This window comes from Streptomyces gelaticus (assembly GCF_014649535.1).
Lineage (GTDB): Bacteria > Actinomycetota > Actinomycetes > Streptomycetales > Streptomycetaceae > Streptomyces > Streptomyces gelaticus.
The window spans coordinates 165,487-177,705 of sequence record NZ_BMTF01000007.1; the positions used below are offsets into that span (position 1 = coordinate 165,487).

The window sequence follows — 12,219 nt, forward strand, 5'->3', positions numbered from 1 at the left end:
GGCGGGGCTCAGCGGGTCACTTCAGACCGAAGGCCCGGATGATCTCCTGGTCGATGCCCAGCCCGTCGGCCGCCTCGGCGTGCGCCTTGAGCGAGACGAACGAGCCGGCCTTCTTCGGGGTCTTGAACCGGGCGGTCCAGGAACCGGCCGCGTCCTTGCGGAGCTGCACCGCCTCCCAGGTCTCCCCGTCGTCGTAGCTGACCGACAGCGAGGCCCCGGTGGCCTTCACCGCACCGTCCAGCCACTCCTGCGTACCGGAGGAGAGACCGACCTCGGTCCACCGGCCGGCCCGCACGTCGCCGGACAGGTCGGTGTCGACCCGGTAGTCCAGCTGGAGCATCGGGATGTCGGCCTGGAAGGGGCCGTTCTCGTCCATCGCGCCCGAGACGAAGTTCCACTCGGTGTGGGTGCGGGTGGAGGTCCGCCACAGGTCGCTGTCCCGGCCGGAGTCGAGGACGAAGCGGTACGGCAGCTTCTCGGGCGAGACGTCCCAGGCGAAGCCGGCCCGGCCCGCGACCTTCTTGATCAGGGTGTCGCCCTGGTAGAAGGCCGTGGTGGTGGTGTCGTACTCGTCCTCCGGCATGGCGCCCGAGTGGCCCGCGCCGGAGTCCGTCCACGGGGTGAAGTTGAACTGGATGTCGTTGTGGACGGACCGGAACGGACCCCAGTAGCCGGTCCCCAGACGCGGGCGGGTGATCGGTGCGAACCATTGGGCCGGGTAGGTGCGGCCGGCCGTGTAGTCCAGCTTGCCGCTGCGCATCTCCTGGGCAAAGTCCGTTGCCGTGGCGTTGAGGACCGAGTGGTTCTCGTACCAGAAGGAGGCGCCCGGGAGCGGGGTGACCCACTCGTCGCGGGTGCCGGGGAACTTCTCGTACTCCTCGAAGCCGATGCCCGGACCGTAGTCCGGTATGTCGTAGCGGTAGCCGCCGCCGAGCATGTCCTTGTGGCCGTAGAAGGTGTTCTCCACCTTCGCCAGCTGCCGGGCCGACGGGGCGTACTCCAGCGACCGGTCCGGAATGACGCCGTCGTGGCGGTCGACCAGGTCGTACACGTAGCGGGCGAACTTCCGCTGCGCGACCGTCACCTTCGAGCCGCGCCGGGCCGAGTCGATCAGACTCTCGCCCGCGAGGCGCTGGACGGAGGCGACCGGGACGGCGGTCTCGCTTCCGTAGGGGGCGTACGACTCCAGCAGGACGCCGTCGCCGTCGTTGACGACGAGGAGCGCCTCGGCTCCCGCGGCCACCGCGTTGGCGGCCCGGTCGGCCGGGGCGACCGCGTCGCTGCGGCGGATGACGACCGCCTTGCCCTTGGCGTCCAGGCCCTTGTAGTCGGCCGCGGCGCCGTTGCCCGCGAAGACGGCGGCGAGGTTCTTCGTGCTGCTCTCCGCGACCGGTGAACCGACCTGCGCGGTCACCGGGACATCACGGCCGTCCGCGGTCAGATCGATCAGCTTCTCGCCCTGCCGCCAGCGGGTCAGGAAGGAGAAGCTGCCCTGGGTGACCTTCTTCGTGGGGCTCGCCCAGAGCTGGTCGTACATCAGCGGGATCTGGTAGGCGTCGCGCTGGACCGTGCCGTCCGGTGCGGTACGTGCCATGTCGTATCGCAGCTGCCTGGTCTCGGTCTCCTTCGGTGTCCGCACCCCGATCCTGCGGGCCTCGGACGCGTCGAGGGTGACCGTGGACGCCTTGTCGAGGATGATCTCGGGGGCCGCGAGGAAGGCGAGCGCCTTGGAGTCGGCCCGGTCACCGGCGACGTCCGCCGCCGCCCAGGCGGTGTAGTTGCCCGGAGGCAGCCGCAGCGTGGTCTCGCCGGGGACCGCGACGGGCTGCAGCTGCGGGTCGCCCAGCGCGCCGAGGACGACGGTGCCGTCCATCGGCTTGCCGTCGCGGTCGCGGAGCTCGAGCGTCAGGTCGTACAGCTCCTGCTCCTTGTTCAGGGCGAAGCCGGTGTGGGCGACGGTGGTGCCCGCCGCGTCCTTGGCGACGACCTGGCCGGAGAACTGCGTGTTGTTCGCGACCTTCGACGGGTCCAGCGAGAGCACGGTCTCGGCGGTGGAGCCGGCCGGGACGGTCAGCTGCTTCACCGAGAGGGTGCAGGCGTCGTCGTCCGTGTCCGTGGCCAGGTCGAGCGTGACGTCCTTCGCGCCCGTGTTGCGGTACGTGATGGTCCGCTCGGCGACCGGGTCGGACGGGGAGTGCGGCCAGTCGTACGAGGCGACCTCGACGGAGCCGGTGGCCTCGATCGTGGTGTCGACCGCCGCCTTCACATCGAGCCGGCCGGTGCCCTGCTGGTACGGGGTGTGGTCCGGCAGCACCTTGGACGAGCTCATCAGCGCGGCCTTGATCCGCTGCCCGGACCAGTCGGGGTGGCGCTGCTTCAGAACGGCGGCCGCGCCCGCGACATGCGGGGTCGCCATCGACGTACCGGACATCGACCGGTACATCCCGTCGACGCCCGGGACCGATTGCGAGGCGGCCGCGTTGATGTCCACGCCGGGTGCGGAGAGGTCGGGCTTCAGACCGTAGGACCCGACGAGCGGGCCCATCGAGGAGAAGGGCGCACGGTGGTCCTGCTTGTCGACGGCGGCGACGGTGAGCGCCTTCGCGGCCGAGCCGGGCGAGCCGATGGTGCCCTCGCCGTAGGCGTTGCCCGCGGCGACCACGAACAGCGGACCGCCGTCGGCGGAAAGGGCGTCGACCGCCTGGGACATGGGGTCGGAGCCGTCGTCCGGGATGCTGGAGCCGAGGCTCATCGAGACGACGTCGGCGCCCTCGGCCTTCGCCCACTCCATGGCCTCGATGATGCCGGAGTCGGCGCCGAAGCCCTCGTCGCTGAGCACCTTGCCGATGATCAGGCCGGCGCCCGGGGCTACGCCCTTGTTGACGCCCTCGGAGGCGGCGCCGGAGCCGGCGATCGTGGAGGCGACGTGCGTGCCGTGGCCGTTGCGGTCGACGGCCTCCTCGCCCGGTACGAAGCTCCTGGTCCCGAGGATGCGGTCCTTGACGTCCGGGTGCGTGGCGTCGATGCCGGTGTCCAGGACGGCGACCTTGGAGCCCTTGCCGTCGTATCCCTCGGCCCAGGCCTGTGGGGCGTTGACCTGCGGCACGGAGTCCTTGAGCGACGCCTCCGCCCGGCCGTCGAGCCAGAGCTCGGCGATGCCGCCGTCCAGCGAACGGGCCCCGGGGGCACCGGTGATGCCGTTCCAGAAGGTGCGGGCGGTGTCCTTGCCGGCCTTCAGCGCGGCGCCGTGGATGCTTTCGAGGGTGCGGACCTTTTTGGCACCCCTGGGGGCGACGGGCAGCGAACGGCCCTTGCCCGCCGGGTAGGTGGCGATCAGCGGGATGCCGCCCGAGCTCTTGTCGTCGTACCCCATCTCGGCGAGGGCGGAGACGTTGAACAGCCTGCGGTCCAGCTTCCCGGCCGCGAGCAGCGGGCCGGCCTCGTCGGGAAGTACGTAGATGTCGTTGCCGGCCTGCTGGACATGCACCCCGCCGGTCGCGCCGTCGGGGCGGTCCACGGTGACGGTGTCCTGCTTGCCGGCACCGTCGGTGTAGTGCACGACATCGCCCGTGAGCAGGGTGATGTCGTACTCCTTGACCGGGGCGGCGGCCCGGTGGTCGGTGGGCCCGGGGCGGGCCGGGACAGCGGAGGCGGATCCCGCCGCGGGAAGCAGTGCGCCGCTCACCAGGGCGACCGAGGTCGCCATGAGCAGAGCCCTGCGTCCCGCACGAGCGGGTCTCGCCCGGCCGGAGGCGGAGGAGGGAGTGAATGTCATGCAGCTGATCTACCGGCAAAACCATGGCTACGGTCGAGTTCGCACCTGGCGTGAAGCCGCCGTGGCGGCAATCCGCCCGCAGCGGTCACAGCCGGGGGGCCGGTTCAGGCCACGGATGTGATCACGGCTGCCGGCGGCTCGCCCGCTTCGTGATGGATCGGGGTGTGCGCGCCCTTGAGCGGTACGCCGCTGCCGCCGCGCCGGTCGGCGACGATTTCAGCGGCGATCGAGAGCGCGGTCTCCTCGGGGGTACGTGCTCCGAGATCGAGGCCGATCGGTGAGTGCAGCCTGGCCAGTTCCAGCTCCGTGACGCCGGCCTCGCGCAGCCGGTCGTTGCGCTCCAGATGAGTGCGGCGCGATCCCATCGCCCCGACATACGCGACCGGCAGCCTCAACGCCAGTTCCAGCAGGGGGACATCGAACTTGGCGTCGTGGGTGAGGACGCACAGGACGGTGCGCGCGTCGACCTCGGTCGCCGCGAGGTAGCGGTGCGGCCAGTCGACGACCAGCTCGTCGGCCTCGGGGAAGCGCGACTTCGTGGCGAAGACCGGGCGGGCGTCGCACAAGGTCACGTGGTACCCGAGGAACTTGCCCGCGCGGACCAGTGCGGAGGCGAAGTCGATGGCCCCGAAGACGATCATCCGGGGCGGTGGGACGCTCGATTCGACGAGCAGGGTGAGGGGTTGTCCGCAGCGCGAGCCCTCGGCTCCGATGACGACGGAGCCGGTGCGGCCCGCGTCCAGCATGGCGCGGGTGTCGGCGGCGGCGGTGCGGTCCAGCTCCGGATGTCCGCCGAGCCCGCCCTCGTACGAGCCGTCGGGGTGGACGAGCAGGGGGCGCCCGAGGAGTTCCGCCGGTCCGTCGGTGACCCTGGCGAGGGCCGCCGCCGCCCCCTGCGCGGCGGCGGCGAACGCCGCGGCGAACACCGCCCGTGCGGGGTCGTCCGCACGGACCGGTGTCACCAGGATGTCGATGACGCCGCCGCAGGTCAGTCCGACCGCGAAGGCGTCCTCCTCGCTGTAGCCGAACCGTTCGCGCACCGCGGTGCCGTCGTCCAGCGCCTGCCCGCACAGTTCGTACACGGCGCCCTCCACACACCCGCCGGAGACCGATCCGATCGCCGTGCCGTCGCGGTCGACGGCGAGCGCGGCTCCGGGCTGCCGGGGCGCGCTGCCGCCGACCGCCACGACGGTGGCCACGGCGAAGTCGCGTTCTTGCTCGACCCACCGGTTGAGCTCTTCGGCGATGTCCAGCATGGCGATTCTCCTTCTACGGATGTGGGGAGGGGCGGCGGGAGGGGCCGGGCGCGGACCGCGTCCGGCTCCGTGCCGGTTTTCCGGTTCTACTCGGCGCCGATCCGGCTCTCGATCGGGCCGAGTGCGAAGTACACGACGAACACGCCGGTCAACACCCGCATGAAGGCGCCCACTTCACGGAATGCGAGGTCGGACGTGTGCCGTGGTGCCTGTGCGGCGTCACCCGCACTGCTGTTGCCGCCGTGCCGCGGTTCTGCGGCACGGCGGTTCTCCGGGCGGTGCGGGCGGCGGAAGTGTGACGTTCCTGGAAGGCACGCACCGCCCGGAGAGTTCGGATGGAGCCGCGGCTCAGGTGCCGGTGAGGTGCTCGGGGCGCACCGGCGTCCGGTTGAGCTCCAGGCCCGTCGCGTTCCGGATCGCCGCGAGGACGGCCGGGGTCGACGACAGGGTGGGTGCCTCGCCGACGCCGCGGAGCCCGTACGGGGCGTGGTCGTCGGCGAGTTCGAGAACATCGACCGGGATGGCCGGTGTGTCGAGGATGGTGGGGAGCAGGTAGTCCGTGAAGGACGGGTTCCTGACCTTCGCGGTTCTGGGATCGACGACGATCTCCTCCATCACCGCGATGCCCAGGCCCTGGATGGTGCCGCCCTGGATCTGACCGACGACGGAGAGCGGGTTGAGGGCCTTGCCGACGTCCTGGGCGCAGGCCAGTTCGACGACCTTGACCAGGCCGAGTTCGGTGTCGACCTCCACGACCGCGCGGTGGGCGGCGAAGGAGTACTGGACATGGCCGTTGCCCTGTCCCGTACGGAGGTCGAACGCCTCGGTGGGCCGGTGGCGCCACTCCAGCTCGATGTCGACCGCCTCGTCCTCCAGTACGTCGGCCAGGTCGGCCAGCACCTCGCCGCCGTCGGTGACGACCTTGCCGCCCTCCAGGAGCAGTTCGGCGGTGGCCCACGCGGGGTGGAACGTACCGAACTTGCGGCGGCCCATCTCCAGTACCTTCTCGCGGACGGCCTCGCAGGAGTGCTTCACGGCGCCGCCGGTGACGTAGGTCTGCCGGGACGCGGAGGTGGAGCCGGCCGAGCCGACCCGGGTGTCGGCCGGGTGGATGGTGACCTGGGAGACGCCGAGTTCGGTACGGGCGATCTGGGCGTGGACGGTGACGCCGCCCTGCCCGACCTCCGCCATGGCGGTGTGCACGGTCACCACCGGCTCGCCGGCGACGGCCTCCATCCGCACCCGGGCGGTGGAGTAGTCGTCGAAGCCCTCGGAGAAGCCGACGTTCTTGAGGCCTACCGCGTAGCCGACGCCACGTACGACGCCTTCGCCGTGGGTGGTGTTGGAGAGCCCGCCGGGCAGGGCCCGTACGTCGGCCTGTTCTCCGGCCACCTCCCACTGCCGCTCGGGCGGCATCGGCATGTCCTTGACCCGGCGCAGCAGTTCGGCGACCGGTGCGGGCGAGTCGACGACCTGTCCGGTCGGCAGGAGGGTGCCCTGTTCCATGGCGTTGAGCTGCCTGAACTCGACGGGGTCCATGCCCAGTTCGGCGGCGAGCTTGTCCATCTGGGCCTCGTAGGCGAAGCAGGCCTGCACCGCGCCGAAGCCGCGCATGGCGCCGCACGGCGGGTTGTTGGTGTAGAGCGCGATGGCCTCGATGTCGACGTCGTCGATGACGTACGGGCCGACGGAGAGCGAGGAGGCGTTGCCGACGACGGCCGGGGAGGCGGATGCGTAGGCGCCGCCGTCCAGCACGATGCGGCACTTCATGTGGGTCAGCTTGCCGTCGCGGGTGGCGCCGTGCTCGTACCAGAGCTTCGCCGGGTGCCGGTGGACGTGTCCGAAGAAGGACTCGAACCGGTTGTAGACGATCTTGACCGGCTTGCCGGTGCGCAGGGCGAGCAGGCAGGCGTGGATCTGCATCGACAGGTCCTCGCGGCCGCCGAAGGCCCCGCCCACGCCGGCGAGCGTCATGCGGACCTTGTCCTCGGGCAGGCCCAGGACCGGCGCGATCTGGCGCAGGTCGGAGTGGAGCCACTGGGTGGCGACGTACAGGTCGACGCCGCCGTCCTCGGCGGGCACGGCCAGACCGGACTCGGGGCCGAGGAAGGCCTGGTCCTGCATGCCGAAGACGTATTCACCGCTCACGACGACGTCGGCGCGGGCCGCCGCCGCGTCCGCGTCGCCGCGGACGATGGGCTGGCGGTGGACGATGTTGGGGTGCGGTACGTGCCCGGCGTGGTGGTCGCTGCGGCCCTCGTGGACGAGGATCGCGTCGGGGGCAGTGGCGGAGGCCTCGTCGGTGATGACGGGCAGCTCGCGGTAGTCGATCCTGATCTTCGCGGCGGCGCGGCGGGCCGTCTCCGGGTGGTCGGCGGCGACCAGCGCCACCGGTTCGCCGTGGTGGCGGACCTTGCCGTGGGCGAGAACGGGGGTGTCCTGGATCTCCAGGCCGTAGTTCTTCACCGTGCTCGGCAGGTCGTCGTAGGTGAGTACGGCGTAGACGCCGGACGTGGCGAGTGCCTCCGAGGTGTCGATGGAGACGATTTCGGCGTGCGCGAACGTGGAGCGCAGTGTGTGGCCCCAGAGCATGTCCTCGTGCCACATGTCGGAGGAGTACGCGAACTCGCCGGTGACCTTGAGGATGCCGTCGGGGCGGAGCGTGGACTCGCCGATGCCGCCCTTGGTGCGGGTGCCCTGGTTGATGCTGGTGGGGTTGCCGGTTACGCCCATCGTCAGACCGTTTCTTCCGCGCGGGCGGCCGCGAGGCGGACCGCGTCGAGGATCTTCTCGTAGCCGGTGCAGCGGCAGAGGTTGCCGGAGAGCGCCTCGCGGATGTCCGCGTCGGACGGTTCCGGGTTGCGCTCCAGCAGCTCGTCGGCGGCGACCAGCAGGCCGGGGGTGCAGAAGCCGCACTGGACGGCTCCGGCGTCGATGAACGCCTGCTGGATCGGGGAGAGTTCACCCGTTTCCCGGGCCTCCTCGCCGGCCGGATCCGCCTGCCACCGCCGGGCCTGGTCGAGCGCCGTGCCGCACGCGCCGGGGGCGCAGCCGCTGCCCGGGTGCTGCTCGGCGCGGTGGGCGGCGAAGTCCGCGAGGCCCTCCACCGTGACGACCTCGCGCCCCTCCACCTGTCCCGCCGCGACCAGGCAGGAGCAGACCGGCACACCGTCCAGGCGGACCGTGCAGGAGCCGCACTCGCCCTGCTCGCAGGCGTTCTTCGAGCCGGGCAGGCCCATTCGCTCGCGCAGCACGTAGAGGAGGGACTCGCCCTCCCAGACGTCGTCCGCCTCGTACCTGCGGCCGTTGACCGTGAAATTGACGCGCATGATCAGGCAGCTCCTTCGGTGCTGCGGCCGTTGCCGCGGTACGACTCCCAGGTCCAGCCGAGGGTGCGGCGGGCCATGATCCCGACCGCGTGCCGGCGATAGCTCGCGGTGCCGCGCACATCGTCGATCGGGTTGCAGGCGCCGGCGGCGAGCGCGGCGAACTGCTTGGCGACGGACGGGGTGATGATCGCGCGGCTGTCCCAGAAGCCGCCCTCCTCGAGCGCGGCGTTCAGGAATTCCTCGGCCTCCTTCGCCCGTACGGGCGTGGGGGCGGCCGAACCGATGCCGGTGCGCACGGTGCGGGTCCCGGGGTGCAGGGCCAGGCCGAAGGCGCAGACGGCGATGACCATCGCGTTGCGGGTGCCGACCTTGGAGAACTGCTGGGGCCCGTCGGCCTTCTTGATGTGCACGGCCCGGATCAGCTCGTCCGGTTCGAGGGCGTTGCGTTTGACGCCGGTGTAGAAGGCGTCGATCGGAATCATCCTGGTTCCGCGTACGGATTCGGCCTCTACCTCGGCGCCCGCGGCGAGCAGGGCCGGGTGGGCGTCCCCGGCGGGCGAGGCGGTGCCCAGGTTGCCGCCGACGCTGCCGCGGTTGCGGATCTGGGGCGAGGCGACGGTGTGCGAGGCGAGCGCGAGGCCGGGCAGCTCGGCCCGCAGGTGCTCCATGATGCGGCTGTACGGGACACAGGCTCCGAGCCGTACGTTCTCCCGGCCCACCTCCCATTCGGTCAGCTCTCCGATGCGGTTCAGGTCCAGGAGGTGATCGGGCCGCCGGTGGTCGAAGTTGATCTCGACCATCACATCGGTGCCACCCGCGATGGGCACAGCCGTCGGGTGCGCGGCCTTGGCGGCGAGCGCCTCCTCCCAGCTGGCGGGGCGAAGGAAGTCCATGAGTGGCTCTCTTCTTCTCGATCGGGTCGTCCACTGGGGACCGACGAGGGGCCCCGGGTGCGATCGGCCCTCGACTCTGCGTTCATGTGTTGTTGACGCGATGCGGGCCCAAGTACACAAGCCGTGCTCCACCCGGTGCAGTCACCGAAACCATGAAGGAGTTGGCTGGCCGATCTCCTCGTCTTGTAGATTCGAACGAATGGCGGGGATCAGTGACCTCACCCCAATACCCAATTTTCACCCGCACCAACGAAAGAGATCGGCGGCGACGAGATGCGGCTGCGCGCACTGCTGGACACCGACGCGCTGGGCCTGCGGCTGCTCGGCGGCGAGGACGAGCTGGACCGCTCGGTCCGTGGCGTGATGACCACCGACCTGCGGGATCCCAGCCGCTACCTGTCGGGGGGCGAGCTGGTCCTCACCGGTCTCGCCTGGCGCCGGGACGCGGCGGACTCGGAGCCGTTCGTACGGATCCTGGCGGGGGCCGGGGTCGCCGGGCTCGCGGCGGGCGAGGCGGAGCTCGGCGACATCCCCGGCGATCTGGTGGAGGCCTGTGACCGGCACCGGCTGCCGCTCTTCGCCGTCCACGAGACCGTCGCGTTCGCGACGATCACCGAGCATGTGGTGCGTCAGGTGTCCGGTGAGCGGGCGGGCGATCTGGCCGCGGTCGTGGACCGGCACCGCAGGCTGATGACCTCGGGCCCGGCGGGCGGCGGGCCCGAGGTGGTCCTGGATCTCCTCGGATCCGATCTGGACCTGCATGCCTGGGTGCTCTCCCCCACCGGGCGGCAGATCGCGGGCGCCGGTGAAACGTCACTGCCCGGACCGGTCGGCGCCGCGCTGGCCGGCCACCATCTGGCCGCCATGCGTTCCGGCCGCCGGGCCCCGCACCGGGCCACGGTCGAAGGCACCACGTATTCGCTCTTCCCGATCCGGAACAGCGGCCGCGGCGCCGTCCCGGCCTCCGGCGACGTCCGTGAGTCGGTGCTCTCCGACTGGCTGCTCGCGGTCGAGGCGGACGCGGGCGACTGGCCGCCGGCCCGGCTGGACCTGCTCCAGGGCGTCACCCAGCTGATCGCCGTCGAACGGGACCGGCGCGACGCGGCCCGTACGGTACGCCGCAGGCTCGCCCAGGAGGTCCTGGAACTGGTCCAGACGGGTGCCCAGCCGGCCGAGATCGCCGCCAGACTGCGCGTCGCGGCCCCGGTGCTGCTGCCGGGCCTCGGGGCGGCGCCGCACTGGCAGGTCGTGGTGGCGCGGGTCGAGTGGGGCGGCGCGGAGGACAGGTCCGCCGCCTCCGCCGTCCCGGGCGGCCCGGTCGCCCAGGCGCTGCTGGAGGAGATCCTGGTCGACCCCGCGGTCACCGGCCCCGACACGGCGGACCGGATCGCGGTCGCCCATTCGGGCGAGGAGGCCGTGGCCCTCGTTCCGCTGCCCGCCGTCACCGGGCCCGCGGCGGATCGGGGCGCCGGTGCGGACGACGCGCACGGCGAAGCGCACGAGGATCCCACGCTCCATGCCGATGTACTGCTCGCCGCCGTCCGCGAACCGCTCTCCGCGGGCCTCGCCGACGACGGCCGGCTGACACTCGGTGTCAGCGCGGCCGTCCATTCGCCCGAGGGGCTGCGCGGCGCCCTGGAGGAGGCCCGGCACGCCCGCCGGGTGGCGGCGGCCCGCCCCGGCCGGGTCTGCGCGGCCGGACACCACGAACTGGCCTCGCACGTGCTGCTGCTGCCGTTCGTACCGGACGACGTGCGCCGCGCGTTCACCGCACGGCTGCTCGACCCGCTGCGCGACTACGACCGGCGCCATCGCGCGGAGCTGATCCCGACGCTGGAGGCGTTCCTGGACTGCGACGGCTCGTGGACCCGCTGCGCGGCCCGGCTCCACCTGCACGTCAACACGTTGCGCTACCGGGTCGGGCGAATCGAGCAGTTGACCGGACGGGACCTTTCACGCCTGGAGGACAAGCTCGATTTCTTCCTCGCCCTGCGTATGAGCTGATTTCCCGGCCCCGGCACGGCTGTTGGCGCCCGAGGCGGTTTGTGAAATCTTTCACCTGAGATTGAACGAACCCTTGGCCCGGCGCGCCGATCCGTGCTGAGATGCCGCCAGACTCAACAGCTCAATGGCGCGCTCGGGGAGGGCAATGTGGCGCATACCGCCATGTCTGGTTCCGGAACGACAGCCGATGACGATCCGCCGCTCCAGACAGCGGTATGGCGGCTGCGGTCGCGTGCCTGCTGGACGGACGCCGCCGCACTGCTCGAACCGGGCGCCGGCACCGATCCGGCCGCGGCGCTCCAGCGGACCGCCCTGCTGACCGAACGGTGTCTGTACACCGGAAAGGGCTGGACCGACGCCGAGGACGCGCTGCGCACCGCGGAGGCGCTGGCCCACGACGACGACGAACGCGGCGCGGCCGCCTGCGAGCGCGGCCACCTGGCGTACGCATCGACACTCCTGGGGGTGCGCGACCGGGCCGACGAGGCCAGTGTCGCGCTGAGCCGGGCCGCCGCGCTGCTCGCCCCGTCCTCCCCGGGCCGCCCGCTGCTGGACTTCCGGCGGGGCCTGATCGCGCAGAACATCGCCGACTCACCGCAGGCCGCGCGTGCCGCGTACCGCAGGGCCCACGCCGGGGCCACCGCCCGGGGCGACGCACTGCTGCTCTCCTCCACCTGGCGCCATCTCGCCCTGCTGTCCCTGCGCGAGGGCGAGCTGGCGGAGGCCCGGCACGGCTTCGCGGAGTCCTTGCGGATCAGGGAAGAGCTGGGCTATCTGATCGGTACGGCCCCGGCCCTGATCGCCCTCGCGGACTCCGAACCGGAGCCCGAGCTGGCGACCCGGCTGCGCGCCGAGGCAGGCCGGCTGTTCCGTCTGCTGGGCGGCGTGCCGACATGGCTGGCGCCGCATCTGGACCCGCCTCCGGCACAGACGGCCGAGGCGAACTGAGGGCGGGCGCCGCT

General features: G+C 71.8%; 7 protein-coding genes. 2 read left to right on the forward strand and 5 right to left on the reverse strand.

From position 1 onward, the window contains the following. Nucleotides 1-16 precede the first annotated feature (16 nt). The 5 genes from IE107_RS13070 to IE107_RS13090 all read right to left on the reverse strand — a co-directional run bounded on the left by IE107_RS13070 (nucleotide 17) and on the right by IE107_RS13090 (nucleotide 9,253). Nucleotides 17-3,775, reverse strand: a complete 3,759-nt coding sequence (locus IE107_RS13070) for a S8 family peptidase (protein ID WP_189543906.1) — start codon at nucleotides 3,773-3,775, stop codon at nucleotides 17-19. A 104-nt stretch (nucleotides 3,776-3,879) separates the two neighbouring features. Then, nucleotides 3,880-5,031, reverse strand: a complete 1,152-nt coding sequence (locus IE107_RS13075) for an XdhC family protein (RefSeq protein WP_189543907.1) — start codon at nucleotides 5,029-5,031, stop codon at nucleotides 3,880-3,882. Between the two features lie 348 nt (nucleotides 5,032-5,379). After that, nucleotides 5,380-7,764 (reverse strand): xanthine dehydrogenase subunit D, encoded by a 2,385-nt coding sequence (gene pucD, locus IE107_RS13080; protein WP_189543908.1) that lies wholly within the window; start codon nucleotides 7,762-7,764, stop codon nucleotides 5,380-5,382. A 2-nt stretch (nucleotides 7,765-7,766) separates the two neighbouring features. After that, nucleotides 7,767-8,360, reverse strand: a complete 594-nt coding sequence (locus IE107_RS13085; RefSeq protein WP_189543909.1) for a (2Fe-2S)-binding protein — start codon at nucleotides 8,358-8,360, stop codon at nucleotides 7,767-7,769. A gap of 2 nt (nucleotides 8,361-8,362) precedes the next feature. After that, a complete protein-coding gene (locus tag IE107_RS13090; RefSeq protein WP_189543910.1) occupies nucleotides 8,363-9,253 on the reverse strand; it encodes an FAD binding domain-containing protein in 891 nt (296 codons plus the stop codon). 273 nt (nucleotides 9,254-9,526) lie between these two features. Between IE107_RS13090 and IE107_RS13095 the strand changes: the two genes are divergently transcribed. Next, nucleotides 9,527-11,257 (forward strand): PucR family transcriptional regulator, encoded by a 1,731-nt coding sequence (locus tag IE107_RS13095; RefSeq protein WP_189543911.1) that lies wholly within the window; start codon nucleotides 9,527-9,529, stop codon nucleotides 11,255-11,257. Between the two features lie 162 nt (nucleotides 11,258-11,419). Then, entirely contained in the window at nucleotides 11,420-12,205 is a 786-nt protein-coding gene (locus IE107_RS13100; RefSeq protein ID WP_189543912.1) for a hypothetical protein, read from the forward strand. Nucleotides 12,206-12,219 lie beyond the last annotated feature (14 nt).

Coding starts and splice junctions, on each gene's coding strand:
- IE107_RS13100 (WP_189543912.1), top strand. CDS start 11,420: ATGTCTGGTTCCGGAACGACAGCCGATGACGATCCGCCGCTCCAGACA.
- pucD (WP_189543908.1), bottom strand. CDS start 7,764: ATGGGCGTAACCGGCAACCCCACCAGCATCAACCAGGGCACCCGCACC.
- IE107_RS13085 (WP_189543909.1), bottom strand. CDS start 8,360: ATGCGCGTCAATTTCACGGTCAACGGCCGCAGGTACGAGGCGGACGAC.
- IE107_RS13075 (WP_189543907.1), bottom strand. CDS start 5,031: ATGCTGGACATCGCCGAAGAGCTCAACCGGTGGGTCGAGCAAGAACGC.
- IE107_RS13095 (WP_189543911.1), top strand. CDS start 9,527: ATGCGGCTGCGCGCACTGCTGGACACCGACGCGCTGGGCCTGCGGCTG.
- IE107_RS13070 (WP_189543906.1), bottom strand. CDS start 3,775: ATGACATTCACTCCCTCCTCCGCCTCCGGCCGGGCGAGACCCGCTCGT.
- IE107_RS13090 (WP_189543910.1), bottom strand. CDS start 9,253: ATGGACTTCCTTCGCCCCGCCAGCTGGGAGGAGGCGCTCGCCGCCAAG.